Here is a 16,579-nt window from a genome sequence, read left to right on the forward strand (position 1 = left end):
CCATTAAGAGAACCTGGGCTTCGCTGCGCTTCACCCAGTCTGCATCATTTCTAAATCATTTTAATCATGCGTAGGCATAATGAAAGAGCTTTCTTTGATATCACTAACAGGCCATTTACTGGTAACTGTTTTGCGACGTGTATAAAAATGTATACTTTCTTGGCCATGCATGTTTGTATCACCAAAGGAGGAATGCTTCCAGCCACCAAAAGGATGATTGGCAACGGGAACTGGAATAGGGATGTTTACTCCAACCATGCCTACTTGTACCCGTTGACTGTATTCACGGGCACTGAATCCATCACGAGTGAAAATTGCGGTTCCATTGCCATACTGATTTCTATTCACCAAGGCTAAGGCATCCTCAAAACTATCTACGCGTACGATAACGAGAACAGGGCCAAAAATTTCATTTTGATAAATAGACATATTTTCATGGACATGATCAAATAAACAAGGACCCATGAAGAAGCCCTGGGGATGATCCGGGTGTTGAAATGATCTTCCATCAATGAGTAATTTCGCCCCTTCATTTATACCTTGCTCTACAGCAGCTAAGACTTTTTGGCGATGGGTGTCGCTGATTAAAGGCCCCATATCTGTTTGGGGAATATCACCTGCGTTAATGCGTGTCGCATGAATTTGGGGTGTCATTTTGGCAATGAGTGCATCAGCAGTATTTGCTCCTACTGCAACAACGACCGAGATTGCCATGCATCGCTCACCGGCAGAACCATAAGCTGCGCCGACAATAGCGGAGGAAGCCTGGTCAAGATCTGCATCAGGCATGACCACACAATGATTTTTCGCTCCACCGAAAGTATGAGCACGTTTTCCATATGAGGTCGCCTGGGTATAGATGTGTTGTGCTACTGGTGTAGAAGCGACGGCAGTAAAAGCGGCAATATCGGGATGGGTAAGTAAATAATCTACAGTTGATTTATCCCCATGGACGCAGTTGGCAACCCCATCGGGTAATCCAGCATCACTTAATAACTCCAGTAAACGAACAGGGGCAGAAGGATCTTGTTCTGAAGGTTTTAAGATGAATGTATTGCCACAAGCAATTGCAGGGATAAGCATCCATATTGGAACCATAACTGGAAAATTAAATGGTGAAACACCAGCACAAACGCCCAATGGTTGCCTTAGTGTGTGGCAGTCAATACCCGTAGTTACATCGGCAGAAAAATCTCCTTTCAATTGGTTCACCAGGCCACAATGTAATTCAACTACTTCTATTGCTCGAGCTACTGAACCTTTGGCATCATCTAAAGTTTTTCCATGTTCACGAGTAACAATTCGCGCTAACTCTAATTGGTTTTTTTCAAGCAAGTCTCTGAACTTAAAGAGAATTCGTGCACGTTTAATGGCTGGAGTCTGCGCCCAGTCTATCCCTGATTTTTTAGCTGCAGCAATTGCATTGTCGCATAGAGATTTTGATGCAAAATAAACTTGGCCTACCACCTCGCCCAAAGCAGGATTATAAATAGAGTGACATGTCGTATTTGTTTCGTTAAATAATTGACCCTCAATATAATGTTGTACAATGTAACCCATTAGCAAACTCCTTTTATTATTTTTAGCAATTAAGTTGTTTATTGTAATTGTTTCATGGAATTATTTATACAATAATAGCGAAGAGATTAGGACTAAAATAACCTCATTTTGAATCACTCTATTCTGGAGTAACTTTAAAACCGAGGTAAGCAGTTAAGGAAAATAAGCGATGGGAAAAGGAATTATTGTACGGGTGCCGCATGGCATCGAGTTATCATCTGAATTACTGAGTGCCTTAGAAGTTCGCTTTCCAGGTTATATTCTAGAGACCTACTACCAGAAACCTGATTATCACCGTAGTTTTGCACGTCGTGTAGATAGCCTGCACAAAGCGTTCTATTTTCTTATCGACGCTTATCCGTTTTCTGCAAAGAACACGCCTTTAACTAAACAAACTTTAAAGGCGTACGTTGATGAGTGTAAATTAGCCACTACTGACGCAAAAGGATCTATAGATGATTTGCATAAAGAATTAGAGCGATTCACCGCCAAGTTAATTGAACTTATCGCTTTAAATTGGGGCTGTTCTGAAATTAAAGAGGCTGTAGAGCTATTAAATGAGGCAGAGCAATATGCGTTGATGGGCGAAGGCCGTTACGATTTAGTTACATTACTCCCTATGCAGTTGGGGCAGGATGTAGATTATGTTCTTCAGGTAGATGAATCACTTCCCCCATATTATGATCAATTACTTGATGAATTAACGTTAATTAAAGCCAAAAAATATCCTAAAACGCCTGGCTGGTTACGTGATCTTGAAGAATATCAACATGCCTATTTCTGTAACTTGGATCAAGGGGTTACATCTTATCTTGAAGTGATTCGAGATTTTAACAATTTTTTACTGAATTGGGCCTCAATAAAAAAGATAGCACTGAGCTTAAATTCTGATTTGCAGCAAATTGTCAGTGGTTCCCCGCCACTTCCTTCATGGTTTAATGGGTTAAGTGTACATCAACGCGAAATGATGCGAATTTTAGCGGCAGACCCAACCTCATTAGATAAAAAATTAACTCAATTTAAAAAATTTCTCACAGGGGACATTAAGTGGGAGATCTGGGATACAGCGACACAGATTTCCAGTCTTCCCCAGTGGTATTGGGTATTATCTGAACACCAACAATTTTTCCTGGAACATGTGCTTAAAGGAGTTGATGACGTCAAAGATGCAGTTTCCTTTTTATCGAGTCGCCACCGTACCCTGCCATTGCCTGCAAATTATGCCGCCCACAGTTTGTTAGGGTTGAGTGAAAATGGGAACATGCGCGAATTATCCGCCAAACGCTATCGTTCCAGTCATATTGCAACTCGAGACGGATTAAATTGGCCTAAAGCAGTACAACAAAGGCATAGTGATTCTAATCTGGCTAAGGTAATGGAGTATTCAAAAAACGATCAACTTGCGATATTGCAAACTTTGATTAGTCCAATACATGCAACAGAATATGTGCCTAACTGGATTACTGATTATTTACCAACCCTGCCTCCTGATTTGGATTTGTATAAGCTGGCTCGTTCTGCGGTTGAACGTCGAAAAGAGACCCAATCCATTCTTCAGAATAACCATCCCTATAATATGGCTAAGCGGCTTTATTATACTCAAGCGTATGATAAAGACAGTCAGTCTCTATTAGTTACAGCAAAGAAGTATGCTTCTTTTACGCCAGGGTTACAAGAACTCTTGGATCAATACCAATCTGTCCTGGAATCAGCACTAGGTACGGCAACTATTTTTGATTATGCCGGTAGAGAACTATTTTTGAGTTCTCTTGAGCAGTTAATTATCTTGACCATTGGCGGACATTCCTATGGTTCTTGTGTTAGTGGTAAAGATAGAAAAGCCATTGAGCTGATTCATACGGATGCGATGATTTTGTATAAGGAGTGCTACGGCACTTGGCCGGTGTTTGATGAACTTCCCGATAAGGAAAATCGTATTCGTTTTGTTTCTTTAGTCGCTGATTTGTATATGAGTCGCCATCAGCATGAACATGCAGGGCAAAATGCACCAGGTTCTGAAGGGATAAAAACTCCGGAATGGTATTTACCAGAAGATATTGCAGCCGAAATCAGAAAGCGTTTGGATAGCGAGCGATCACTTAAAGATGATGACCGGGCAGCAACAGATAATGAAGTAAAGAATATTTTTATTGGGGGTAGTAAAAAACTTAAGGAATATTTACTTCCTGAAAAAAAATTGCTCTGTCGTTTAGTGGCGCGGCAATTAGGGGAAAGCAATTGTACAAAGCTATACGATGCCCTACATTCCTTGATTAATGAAAGAAATTTATTTACACCACAAGAACAAAGTTCGCGTTGGACTAGTTCATTCTTTTCCTCTGAGAGTAATCCTACTCCTGATGGTATCAAACAGATACTTGAGTTAATGCTGAGTCCTTCATCAGGTAAAGACAATATCATTCGAATTGAAAAAATATTGCAGGTTGTATCTGAGCGACCTGAAATTGATGGAAGTCGGACTGAAGCAACAAATTCAGTTTATGGGCGCTTACGGTCATTTTTAAACTGCAGTGAAAAAGCCACTACTTTTTCCGAAATTGTTTCAACAACCGTAGAGGAGTGGACCAAGTTATTTGAAGAGTCTAAAAGAGCGCACGTTAAAGAGTTTGAGTCTTCTCATAGATGATAAAACCTGGATTGATATAATCCAGGTTATTTTTAAGGTTATAATAAATGCTCAAGCCCATAGACCAAGGTAGTCAATCCTAATACTTTTTGACAGCAAAGGACGATGCCGGGCATAAAAGAACGACGATCAATGCAATCGTCAGTAATTGTTAATGTCTCGCCTATGCTGCCAAAAATAACCTGTTGTCGTGCAATTACTCCTGGAATACGTAAGGAGTGGATATTGACATCATAGTGAGAACCGCCGCGCGCGCCCGGTATTAGTTCTTTGAGATTTAATTTATTTTTAGGTTTTTTTCGTGCTGCAGCAATCATTTCTGCTGTTTTTAAAGCAGTTCCCGAAGGGGCATCCAGTTTTTGTTGATGATGTGCTTCAATGATTTCTACTTCAGGAAAATATTCTGCCGCTTTTGCTGCGAAGAGCATCATTAAAACAGCACTAATTGAGAAATTGGGGGCAATAATCCCACCGATATGATGGCTTTCGCAAAGTGTGCTTAACTCTTTAATTTGATCGGGAAGCAGGCCTGATGTTCCAATCACAGGACGTGCTTTATGACTGATGATAGTAAGGCAATTTTGGTACACGCAATCTGCACGAGTTAAGTCAACAACTATCTGTGCCTGGGTATCTCCAATGGCTTGAGCTAAATTATCATCCTTGCCCAGTTCTGCCACTAAATCGAATTCGTCGTGATTGCTCAGTGTTTCACAAGCAAGAGAACCCATTTTGCCTTTAGCCCCATTAACAATAACTCGAGTTGGCATAATACTCCTTAATGAAGTTTATCGTTTAATTTTTTTGTCTTTTTTGTTTTTTTTGTATTTCTCATCGCCATAGTGGGTGTTCCAAGCCCATACTGTCGCAAAAGGCCAGCCAATAATTGTAACTTGCATAACTAATGAAATGATTGCACCGCCAGGATTATCATCCAAAAGAAGCAGAAGCCATGGAAAGAATGTTGCAAGGAATAATATAAATATTTTTTTAAAGAAATCCATCATTTGCTCCACAAATTTCGTTATAAAAGTTGATGAATTGACAATTTATTAACGAACTGTTATTAAAACAATAAGCTAAATCCAAGAAGTCTTGAATAATACAATTTTAGTCTAATTATAGGTCTATCATTCACTTTTTTTCTACCTGGATTATTTTGTTTTTATACCGCACTGCTAAGCATCACAGAGGACTTGCAAACAATCAATAAACATTGTACATTGTGCGCTCATTTTTAATGTAAAAGATTTTATTTCAGATATGACAATCAATATCTAACCAAGGGTTCACTTATGAGAAAACAGGAGCTGCACCCACGCACCGCTGTTATTAATAAAGCTCAAAAAAATAAGTCTAAAAAAGCACGGACAGATGCTTTATTATGGCTTGCTGCAAATTTTCCTGCAGCATTTGATAATTCACTACGAATTCGCCCATTAAAAATTGGTATTATGGATGATATTTTACTTCATGCAGAAAAAGCTGCGGAAGTTGGTATTTCCAAAAGCAAATTGAGAGAAGCAGTGGTGTTATTTACGCGCCGTCTAGATTATTTGGCCTGTCTTAAGCTTCGAGAAATGCGAATTGATTTGCAAGGTAATGACGTTGGTGAAGTGAGTTCAGAGGAAGCTGAATATGCGGCTGCCAAGATTAAAAAGCGTGTTGAGAAAAGTGCTCGTAACGCGCGTAAAGCGCTTGCAGACAAAACAGCTAATCCTTCTAATCCAAATCCTCAAGGCATGAGCTACCACTCAAAAATAATGAATCAATCATCAAACACAACGGATGATAATTTTCCTGTTTATCCCACACGATCTACCTATAATGCCCTAAATGCAACGACACAACCGGTTAGAACTACTGCTGTAGTGGTAAAGCATAAGTCAGCAAAACAATATGATCCTGATGCTGTAGCTCGTTTGAAAGAGAAATTGGGATTGTCCCGAAATTCCGAAGAAAAAAAAGAAACTGTTGAAGAGTAATTTTATCTCTATCAGATAATAATCCAGTTCTACTGTGCCTGTTTACTCGGTAGGGATGAATGGTCAACACGCCCTAATTTAATTTTAGGGTAGTGGCTTTGTAGCATTGGTGAAGTGCATTAAGCTTAAAGAAGGTTTCCCTGGACTGCCCCACTCATTAGGTGAGGCTCTTACCTGAATACAGTTTTGGGTTATAGGGTAAAACTATAACCAAGGGGTTTATCTGTAGTTTCTGTTTTAGATACCAGTTTGAAAAAACGACAAGAGCCGGGTGACTGTTGCGGTTTCTCCACCGAATTATTCTTGATAATTTCTGAAGAATTCAAGGAAGTCTGTTGTCCTGATTTTTCTGTATCTTCTGTCTTTTCCGCGGAATGGTCGAGGTCACTTTGCATTTGCCATTGTTGTAACACTTTATTCATTCCCAACTGATTCAGGAATTCATGGTGTTGCCTTGTAAGTGGGAGCTGTTCAGGATTTTTTACGTATCGCTGTAATAACTCGAAGCATTTACTAACGTAATCAAGCTCCTGTGTGCTAATAAACTCATCCAGCTCACTGTTCTTAATATTTGCCAAGTGTGCCAAAACGACAATAAGCATCATGAATTGAGTAGCTTGATGTTGTGTAGCAAGAGAGTTGTTTGCATTGATCACCTGACGGGTTAAAGGGCAAATAACTTCTTCTTTAGTTAAATCCTCCCCACGGTCATCACGTAATTTTTTTCGATGTGACTCCAATTCTACTGCTTGTTGTGTAATTAATTCTTCAAGATATTGAGGGAGTAATTTAAATCCTGAGGTCTTGTCAGATGATTGTAAAATTTTCCAATACTCATCAACTAATGGTGCTATATTCTTATCACCAATTTGTTTCAGTCTGTTGATGACAGTCATTGCTGCTTCTTCATTTTGTTTGGCCACCATGTGAGCCATGATTAAGCCACCATTTATGGCATTACAAATCATGCGAATTTGCGCCTTGTCTTTTCCTTCCTCTACAAGAAACCTTAAAATATTCTTTAGTTCTGTTTCATAAGATTTATCTGTATGGTTGTTTTGAACAACCAGAGCAATCTCACTCTTATCTTGTGGTACTTTGGCGATGTATTGACGGCTTTCCTCCATTTGCTTTGACATTTCTAGCAAGCTGTTGGCTGACATCAATCTTAATTGCTCAAATTGTCGATAAGAAACAAAAACAGGATCATCCGGAATCATAAGAGAGGCCGGATCAACAAGATGATTCACAAAATCCTCAATTTGAGCACTAAAACTCGACAAATCGATATTCTCCAGCCATTTATACATACTAATCTCCAATATCATTAAACTTCAAACATTTACTTTTTAAATCAGATTATTAAATCTGTTATTCGCTTGGTTGGTTTGCCTGTTTCATTCCATCGAAAATAGGTATTTATCCCATTGCTATAAAACTCTAACCATTTGTTGATTGGAAAGATTTTTTTCTGAGGTAGTGGTATCAGTAACATTATTTTTATTGAAAAAGCCTAGTTTAATTTGAAATTTGACCGGTGATTCGGATTTAGTATCCTTACCATCCAGGTTAAAATCATGAGTAATTTCTTCGACTAATATTTTTAGATAGGGGTTATTAGGGATTGCCAGGTTATACTGCTCCATGCGCGATTTAAAGTAAGATTGTAAGTCCTCTTTGTAAAGGCCAAACTGCCTGGGAAGGATGTTCATTTTTAACAATTTAAGCATGGTTTCAATTTCATATACATAAGCATTCGCTTCATCATTTTTTAGCTTGCCATAAACGTTAAATGCATGGCCTGCTTCATGAACGAGCATCCCAATAATATCAATATTGTTTCTTTTCGGTTCAATCAAATAGGCATGACTAATAGCGATTGTTATATTAGGAACCCAATCCTCATGAAATTGTTTCAATTTTTTATAAGTAACTTCGGTTACAAAAATTGCAGGGTTTCCTCTTGCACCTATAAATGAATTTGGTTTAGGGAAGTTAATCTGGAGTTGGGGAATAATGGCATACGTGCCATTTCTTAAGCCTTCATACCCAAGTATTTGACAATACAGTAATATCCTTTTCATATCTTCATCACTCATACTCCCTCCTCAATTTATCTATAAGTTCACCATCAAAAAATCAATTTATACATTTTGAAATCATATTAATCATGAAAATAACTTGAAGTTTATTTATATGTCAATACATGTTGACCATTATTTATTCTTACTAGAGAAAATAAATCGCAACAGATATTAAATTGGCTTCGTTGTATTCTTAGTGGGGTCGGTGTAGTATTCAGGGCAAAATGGTGAAATTTATTAGCATTGTCTGCGAGGCTATAGGTCGTTTTTTGAGTGTGTTTCAGGATTTGTCAACAAAGCTCACAGGACATGTCTTTTTCTAGTGTTAAGATAAAAACAGTTGGACATAGAATAGGGTATTTTGCGAAATCCAGAGACTTGGCTGTCTCCTTCGAACCTGGTGATAAACCGCGAGACATATTTAGAAGAGCCTTCCTCAGTTCGGCTAACATTGCCAAAAGTTCCGCCTGATAATCCTTCAATTCTTACGGTCTTTTGCTGGCCATTTCCAGCAGCATAAAATACACCAAATAGACGGCTCTATATTGAAAAAGAGCCTCTAATGGTATGTGTTAATTGACAAAAAATTTTTATGTTTAGGAGTGTTTTTCAAATTTTGAGCGGGTGATGGGAATCGAACCCACGCTATCAGCTTGGGAAGCTGAAGTTCTACCATTGAACTACACCCGCAAAATAAATGATACCTTGAACTAGCCGTTAATACATTCAACTCACACTTATTATAAACTAAAGTTTAATAATCTCCATGCTATTTGTTCCTCCAGCTGTACCAATTATTCTACCTCGTGTTAATAAAATAAATCCATTTTTCTCAATATGCCCCAGCTTTATTAACTCATCGAGTACTTGTTGATTCAGCGTTTCGGATGAGAACTGATGATAATTCATGAACACAGGAAAAACATTATGTGCAAGACACAAGCGGCCTATTGTTCGTTTATTAGCGGAGACTGCAATAATAGGAACAGTGCTTTGTTGTCTTGATATCCATAATGCCGTATCACCCGATTCAGTTAGGGTAATAATGGCTTGGATGGGAAAGTGGTTTGCGGCATGCATAGTAGCCATGGCTATCGCTTGATCTGCACGTTTGTAGTGGCAAGATTTTTCATTACCATGGTAATAAAAACTGGCATGTTTTTCTGCGCTTAAACAGATTTTATTGACCATGGATATTACTTTGATTGGAAAGTGGCCGCTCGCTGTTTCTGCAGATAACATTACCGCATCTGTCCCATCCAGTATGGCATTGGCAACATCAGATACTTCCGCGCGAGTGGGTTGTGGGTTGTTAATCATCGACTCCATCATTTGAGTCGCTGTGATAACAACTTTATCCAAACGTCGTGCTTCCCCAATAATATGCTTTTGAATGGCTGGTACTTCAGCAGCACCTACTTCAACGCCTAAATCCCCACGTGCTACCATGATTGCATCTGCTTCTTGAATAATTTCTGTTAAATATTCCAAAGCCTCAGTACGTTCAATCTTTGCAATAATGGGTATTTTTTTTCCAAACTCATTAATAAGGGCACGAGTATGCCTAATGTCTTGCGCATCCTTTACAAAAGATAGACTAATGTAATCCACCTCTGCTTCTATGGCAGTGTGTAAATCGCGTTTGTCTTTATCGGTCATCGTCCTTGCTGCTAATCCGCCGCCTTTTCTATTTAGCCCTTTTAGATCACTTAAAATTCCTCCTTCAATAACGATGCAGTGAATTTTAGAGTCGGTAATCGCTGTTACTTCCAATTCCACCAATCCGTCATTAAGCAGTAAATGATCCCCGAGGGTCAACTCTCGGGATAAATTTGGATAAGCGATAGAAACCTCATTAATGTCACCGGGCAGATCTGGAGTATTACAATCCAAAGTAAAACTTTGCCCTTCAACCAAAGTAATTGATTTGTTCTTGAAACGTCCAATACGAATTTTAGGTCCCTGTAAATCGGCCATTACTGCTAATGGGTGATTTAATTCTTCACTTATTTGTCTCACTAAGGCAATAAGTTGTAATGCAGACTCATCTGCATGAGAAAAATTAATCCGGACTACATCAACACCTGCAGTTAGCATGGCGCGAAGTTTTTCTGGATCACTACTTGAAGGGCCCAGGGTAGCAACAATTTTAGTTTGACGCAGCATCTTTAGCACGCTCCTGCAAAATGGCAACAGCTGGCAAGGTTTTTCCTTCTAAACACTCCAGAAATGCCCCACCTCCAGTGGAAATATAGGAAATCTGTTGATTGAGATCATACAGATCAATTGCCGCCAATGTATCACCACCACCAGCAATGGAAAATGCGTCACTTTCAGCAATAGCAATTGCTAAAGCCCTTGTACCATAGGCAAACTGGGCAAACTCGAACACGCCTACGGGACCATTCCAGATAATGGTTTTAGCTTCATTGATGATATCTACGTAGTCACTCACAGTCATCGGTCCGATATCGAGAATCATGTCATCCGAAGCAACATTTTGCAGTGATTTATTATAAGCAGGACAAAATTCACTAAATGACTTGCCTACTACAACATCAGTAGGTAAGGGTATTTGACAGCCCTTTTCTTTGGCTAATTGGAGAATTTCGCGTGCTTCATCCAGTAAATCCTCTTCATAAAGGGAAACACCTATTTCAAATCCTTGTGCTTTGAGGAAGGTATTTGCTATTCCTCCGCCAGGAATTAAATAATCAACAAGATTTACCAATTGTCGTAATAAACTGAGTTTGGAGGAAACTTTAGCACCACCTACAATAGCAACAATTGGTTTTTTTGGTGCTTCAAGTGCTTTATCTATAGCGTGCAGTTCTCTCACGAGTAATGGGCCTGCTACCGCAAGCGGTGCATACTGAGCAACTCCGTATGTGGACGCTTGGGCGCGATGTGCAGTCCCAAAAGCATCCATCACAAAGATGTCACAAAGATGTGCAAGCTTTTTAGCAAGTTGTTCATCATTGCTTTTTTCGCCAACATTAAAGCGTACGTTTTCACAGACAACCAATTCACCGGGTTTTACATCGAGGCCATTGAGGTAGTCCTCTTCAAAACGAACGGGATAACTTAAGTGTTCACTTAAGTAGTCTGCTATGGGCTGCATAGAAAAACGCCTTTCAAATTTTCCTTCTTCAGGACGACCTAAATGAGACAAAACCATGACTGCAGCACCAGCAGCTAAAGCAGTTTCCAAAGTAGGTAAAGCGGCCTGTAATCGCTGGTCACTGGTAATAATCCCTTCTTTAATGGGGACATTTAGATCCTCACGAATTAGCACCCGTTTTCCTGACAGGTCTATATCGCTCATTTGTATCAGGTTCATCAGTTATCTCCAAATCGGGGTTAGCAACTCATCATTTGCTGTGCTGTATCAATCATTCGATTGGAAAAACCCCACTCGTTATCATACCAGGCAACGATTTTCACTAGATTCCCGAATACTTTAGTTTGGGTAGTATCAAAAATAGCAGAGGCTGGATTATGGTTAAAATCGCAAGATACTAAAGGATCATCGTTGATTTGCAAAATACGGCTCTTCGCTTGGCGGATAATGTCATTCACTTCTTTTGCCGTTGTTTCACGTTTTGCAGTAAAGGTTAAATCAATCACTGAAACATTTATTACTGGAACACGCATAGCAAAACCATCAAGCTTCCCGGCGAGTTCAGGTAATACTAATCCTACAGCGGCAGCAGCACCTGTTTTTGTCGGAATAATAGACTGAGCTGCGGCACGTGCACGGCGCAGGTCTTCATGGCTTCCGTCTAACAGCATTTGATCATTAGTATAAGCATGTACTGTATTTAATAATCCGTACTCGATTCCTAAAGCATCATTTAAAGGTTTAACCACTGGAGCTAAACAATTGGTAGTACATGACGCATTGGAAACAATAAGATCAGATGGTTTAAGCGTTTGGTGGTTTACTCCATATACTATGGTTGCATCAACATTTTTTCCAGGAGCAGAAATTAATACTTTTTTTGCCCCCGCAGCAATATGTTGCATTGCCTTTTCACGTTCGGTAAAGAAACCTGTACACTCCAAGACTAAATCAATATTGAGTTCCTTCCAGGGAAGATTCGCAGGATTGCGTTCTGCGATAATTTTAATCGCATGCCCATCGATGATTAACATGTCTCCTTCAATGCTTACATCTGCAGGAAAGCGCCCGTGTGTGGTGTCATAGCGAGTTAGATGTGCAGTAACATCAATTGCTGATAAATCATTGATAGCTACGATTTGAAGTTCGTTTTGTTTTTTGGATTCAAAAATTGCTCTTAAAACACAACGACCAATGCGGCCATAGCCATTAATCGCAACGCGTATTGTCATATTACTTCTCCAATATTTTAGTAATAAATAGTTACTTTTATTCCTAGAGGTTTATTGTTACTGGAATACCAAAGCCTCACTTTGAAGTTAGAGGACAACACATCCAAAAGTGGGCTTTATCGTTTACCCGGACTACAATAATGTATTTAAAGTCTTTACTATTCGCTCAACGCTAATCCCCAGGAATTGATATGCCTGTGCTGCAGGAGCAGATACACCAAAACGATCCAAGCCTATTACTGCCCCTTCCAAACCAACAAATTGATACCAATAAGCAGAACTGGCTGCCTCAATTGCGATGCGTACGCGGATATTTGGTGGCAATACCTGATTTTTATAATTTTGGTCTTGCTCTAGGAATCGTTCCGCACAAGGCATGGAAATGACTCGCACCTTCAATCCTTGGGTTTGCACTTGTTCGGCAGCAGCAATCGCTAACTGAACTTCTGAGCCAGTTGCTATCAGAAGCGCATCGGGAGTGCCATCACAATCTTTAATGATATAACCACCTTTTTTAATCAATTCAGCAGCTGTTTCACCATGTGGCAATGCCGGTAAGTTCTGTCTTGAAAGCAGTAAAGACGTCGGCCCATTATGATGCTCCAAAGCAAATTGCCATGCAACAGCGGTTTCCATTAAATCCGCAGGCCGCCATACGCTCATTCCAGGAGTCATTCGGAGCATGGCTGCATGTTCTACCGGTTGATGAGTAGGGCCATCCTCACCTAACCCAATAGAGTCATGTGTAAAGACATAAATGACTCGCTGTTTCATCAACGCGCTTAAACGTACAGCATTGCGTGCATAATCTGCGAAGACCAGGAATGTGCCACCATAAGGGATAAATCCCCCATGCACTGCTATTCCATTCATAATTGCAGCCATAGCGAACTCACGAACCCCGTAATAGAGATAATTACCTGAGTACTCATGGCCAAGAATTGCTTTACTACCTGACCAGTCTGTATTATTCGAGCCTGTTAAATCTGCCGACCCCCCGAGCATTTCGGGTAATAAACGCGCAAAATATTCAATGCATTGTTGCGACGCTTTACGTGTTGCAACGGCTTTCTCATTATTGCGGCATTGTTCAAAAAATGTATTGCTCTGGTTTAGCCAGTCATCAGGAAGATCTCCATTGATGCGGCGTAAAAATTCATCATGCTCTTGAGGATAATGTTTCTGGTATTCATTCAGAAGCATTAACCACTGTTGTTCGTCTTTTTGCCCTTGTTCTACATGGCTCCATTGTTGATAAATGGAATCAGGGATAACAAAAGGCTCATGTTTCCAGTTAAAAAATTCGCGGACATTGGCAACATCTTTTGCGCCTAATGCTGAGCCATGAGCTTTCTCACTCCCGGCTACCGAAGAACCTAACCCTATTACTGTATTGCAGATAATTAACGTAGGCTGTGTTGTATTTGCTTGAGCTTTAAGAATTGCTTGTTCAATCTCATGCGCATCATGGCCATTTATTGCTTCAATGACTTGCCAATGATACGATTTAAAACGTGTTGCTGTATCGTCAGTAAACCAGGAGTCGATTTTACCATCAATAGAAATACCATTGTTGTCGTAAAAAACGATCAGTTTTCCTAAGCCTAAAGTACCTGCCAAGGAACATGCTTCATGTGAAATACCTTCCATCAAGCAACCATCGCCCACAAAGGTATAGGTATAATGATCAACGAGATTAAAATTATCCTGATTAAAGTGAGTCGCTAAAACACGCTCGGCCAAAGCCATACCCACTGCATTTGCCAATCCCTGCCCTAAAGGCCCTGTAGTCGTTTCTACCCCTGGAGTATGTCCAAACTCTGGGTGTCCTGGAGTTTTTGAGTTTAATTGACGAAAATGTTTCAGATCGTCCAGAGACAGATTATAACCCGTTAAATGAAGTAATGAATAAAGGATCATGGAGCCATGTCCATTGGATAATACAAAACGATCACGATTAAACCAATGGGGATTTTGTGGATTGTGTTTTAAAAATTTCTTCCATAAAACTGTCGCTATGTCTGCCATGCCTAACGGCATTCCTGGATGGCCTGATTGAGCTTGTTCTACTGCGTCCACACTTAAAATGCGAATGGCGTTAGCTAATTCTTTGCAAAGATTCATGGGGTCTCTTGTATGTAACTTGGGAGCATTATTGTCGCTCAGAAGACACAAATCAGCAAGAATACAAGTTTATTTTTAACCATTATTTTGCAAAAAGAATTTATTTTGAGCGATTGTTGTGTTTAATGAGCAAATTTATTGGGTGCCCGCGAAACAATGGTAACTTTTGCTGAGTCAAAATTAAATTAGGGATTGCTAATCAGGGATAGTTTCGATATAAAAGTAAATTACTACCCCTGCACGTTAAACCCAGAAGGGCAGGCAAGCTTTGGATTTTAGTAAATCCTTATTTAATCACTCGCGTTATTCCATGAATTAATAGAGAAGATAGGGCGGATATTATTATTTCTTTGTACTTAATTTATGTAAATTTAGCTTTATTTTTTTACTTTTAAATTTATTTATAGACAAAAAAATAATGATCACGATAGAATGCTTGTTTTGTCTTTAAAGCATATTTTAAAGCATTATGACCCCAATAACGCGACATTTACAAGATATTTTATCAGAGCTGCCTTTTCCTCAGGCTGGAAAAAATTCATTAAATTGGTCTTTTAGCGAAAGCATTAAAAAACTAGGCCCTGATTTTTATCGCAAAGTAATCCCTCTTCATTTGGTACTTAACCTGGAATACAGTTTATTGGGGCAACAACTAAGAGCAAAATTTTTATCCAAACAACTGGTGAAGCAAAAGGATATAGAAGAGCAGTTAATTACCGCTTTAATGATGGCTGAACTCCTGGAGCACCTCTATCAGTATTATCTTAATGTCCCAAGGGAAGTAGTGCGTTTACGCCAGCACCAAATATTGTATCGTGAACTTTTGGCAGAAATAAGTGAACCCTTGCCTGGTAAGCCTAAAAAATTAGAAATCAATTCTTCTTTTTCCCAGGATGTTCGCAATACAACCGTCTCCCTGAATTTATATCGATTGTTATTTATTCGTTCTAAACGTGCTTTTGATGTTATCGCTACGCTCGGTACAGTTTCTGAATCCTATCGTAATTTTGTCAAAATTCTGGATAAATATACCGATCCTATTTTAGCGGATTTGGCATGGATTTTTTTCCTTCCCCGCCTGTCAGTCAATCTCTTTCTATTAATGAAACATACTTTGCCTGGCCCCTGGATGAGCAAGGAAGAAAAATCTTTGGGCTTGAGCGTACGTTTTCATGCGCAAATGCAGCGCAGATGGTTTGAGTTAGGTAATGACAGTGTTTGGATGACAGCAGGCCTTGTTAATCGTTTGGTTTTGACAGGCGCTTTGGCGCCATTTGCTATATATGTCTCTCTTACCTGTTTTGCAATTGATATTATTCTCTCTGTAACCCGGGCTTATCTTGAATTAAGCCGTTTGTATGAGTTGCGAAAACAATACGAGGCCATGCTAAAGCAGACAAGCAGCTTAGAGGAAATAAAGAGTATTAACGAACATCTTGAGGCCATTAATAATCAGCTCAATTTTGAATGGTTACGGCTTGGTTCACATATGATGACTACCACGGCGATTTTTCTATCAATGGTCGTAGCAGCACCCATATTGGCCTTTAATCCGCTTACTATTGCGATCGGCGCAATTTGTTTGGTTGCGGTTTGCTTTATAAATTTTGCATTATTCCAGATTATCGATGAATCACGGCCTAAAGATACCTTGGTAATTCCACAGGGTGGGCTGTCCAAATTAGGTTTTTTTGCGAAGAAAGCACACAAAGAACCCGTTCTTCAGCCTGAGAATGAGCTCGATTTGGACTTAGATAATTTCTCAAGTTATTCCATCTAATTATCGCAAATTATTAAGAGATACCACAATCAGGAGACAATCTTTA

General features: G+C 39.5%; 12 protein-coding genes and 1 tRNA gene. 3 read left to right on the top strand and 10 right to left on the bottom strand.

Going from position 1 to position 16,579, the window contains the following annotated elements; genetic code table 11:
- Positions 1-60: 60 nt before the first annotated feature.
- The gene (locus EKG34_RS05450) at positions 61-1,560 is read right to left on the bottom strand and encodes a CoA-acylating methylmalonate-semialdehyde dehydrogenase (RefSeq protein ID WP_003634227.1); all 1,500 of its coding nucleotides are present in this window, start codon (positions 1,558-1,560) and stop codon (positions 61-63) included.
- Between the two features lie 169 nt (positions 1,561-1,729).
- On the opposite strand from EKG34_RS05450, the gene EKG34_RS05455 reads away from it, so the two are divergent.
- Positions 1,730-4,207, top strand: coding sequence for a hypothetical protein (locus tag EKG34_RS05455; RefSeq protein WP_003634229.1), 2,478 nt, complete (start codon positions 1,730-1,732; stop codon positions 4,205-4,207).
- Positions 4,208-4,245: 38 nt separating this feature from the next.
- Here the strand turns inward: EKG34_RS05455 and dapB are convergent, their stop codons facing one another.
- A complete protein-coding gene (gene dapB, locus EKG34_RS05460) occupies positions 4,246-4,977 on the bottom strand; it encodes a 4-hydroxy-tetrahydrodipicolinate reductase (protein ID WP_003634231.1) in 732 nt (243 codons plus the stop codon).
- Positions 4,978-4,995: 18 nt separating this feature from the next.
- Entirely contained in the window at positions 4,996-5,211 is a 216-nt protein-coding gene (locus EKG34_RS05465; RefSeq protein WP_003634232.1) for a hypothetical protein, read from the bottom strand.
- Between the two features lie 291 nt (positions 5,212-5,502).
- Between EKG34_RS05465 and EKG34_RS05470 the strand changes: the two genes are divergently transcribed.
- On the top strand, positions 5,503-6,192 hold the full coding sequence (locus EKG34_RS05470) for a ProQ/FinO family protein (protein WP_003634235.1): 690 nt from the start codon (positions 5,503-5,505) through the stop codon (positions 6,190-6,192).
- Between the two features lie 191 nt (positions 6,193-6,383).
- On the opposite strand, the gene EKG34_RS05475 is transcribed toward EKG34_RS05470, so the two are convergent.
- The 7 genes from EKG34_RS05475 to tkt all read right to left on the bottom strand — a co-directional run bounded on the left by EKG34_RS05475 (position 6,384) and on the right by tkt (position 14,753).
- The gene (locus EKG34_RS05475; protein WP_003634237.1) at positions 6,384-7,502 is read right to left on the bottom strand and encodes a hypothetical protein; all 1,119 of its coding nucleotides are present in this window, start codon (positions 7,500-7,502) and stop codon (positions 6,384-6,386) included.
- A gap of 120 nt (positions 7,503-7,622) precedes the next feature.
- Entirely contained in the window at positions 7,623-8,291 is a 669-nt protein-coding gene (locus EKG34_RS05480; protein WP_003634238.1) for a hypothetical protein, read from the bottom strand.
- Between the two features lie 604 nt (positions 8,292-8,895).
- Positions 8,896-8,966, bottom strand: a tRNA-Gly gene (locus EKG34_RS05485).
- Between the two features lie 57 nt (positions 8,967-9,023).
- Positions 9,024-10,442, bottom strand: a complete 1,419-nt coding sequence (gene pyk, locus EKG34_RS05490) for a pyruvate kinase (RefSeq protein ID WP_003634240.1) — start codon at positions 10,440-10,442, stop codon at positions 9,024-9,026.
- Positions 10,426-11,616, bottom strand: a complete 1,191-nt coding sequence (locus tag EKG34_RS05495; protein WP_003634242.1) for a phosphoglycerate kinase — start codon at positions 11,614-11,616, stop codon at positions 10,426-10,428. Before EKG34_RS05495 ends, pyk begins: the two co-directional genes overlap by 17 nt.
- A gap of 20 nt (positions 11,617-11,636) precedes the next feature.
- The gene (gene gap / locus EKG34_RS05500) at positions 11,637-12,629 is read right to left on the bottom strand and encodes a type I glyceraldehyde-3-phosphate dehydrogenase (RefSeq protein WP_003634244.1); all 993 of its coding nucleotides are present in this window, start codon (positions 12,627-12,629) and stop codon (positions 11,637-11,639) included.
- A gap of 132 nt (positions 12,630-12,761) precedes the next feature.
- Positions 12,762-14,753 (bottom strand): transketolase, encoded by a 1,992-nt coding sequence (gene tkt, locus EKG34_RS05505; RefSeq protein ID WP_003634246.1) that lies wholly within the window; start codon positions 14,751-14,753, stop codon positions 12,762-12,764.
- 469 nt (positions 14,754-15,222) lie between these two features.
- Between tkt and EKG34_RS05510 the strand changes: the two genes are divergently transcribed.
- Positions 15,223-16,533 carry a hypothetical protein gene (locus tag EKG34_RS05510; protein WP_003634248.1) on the top strand — a complete coding sequence of 437 codons (1,311 nt, stop codon included), beginning with the start codon at positions 15,223-15,225 and terminating at the stop codon, positions 16,531-16,533.
- Positions 16,534-16,579 lie beyond the last annotated feature (46 nt).

This window comes from Legionella longbeachae, from assembly GCF_004283175.1.
GTDB classification, from domain to species: domain Bacteria; phylum Pseudomonadota; class Gammaproteobacteria; order Legionellales; family Legionellaceae; genus Legionella; species Legionella longbeachae.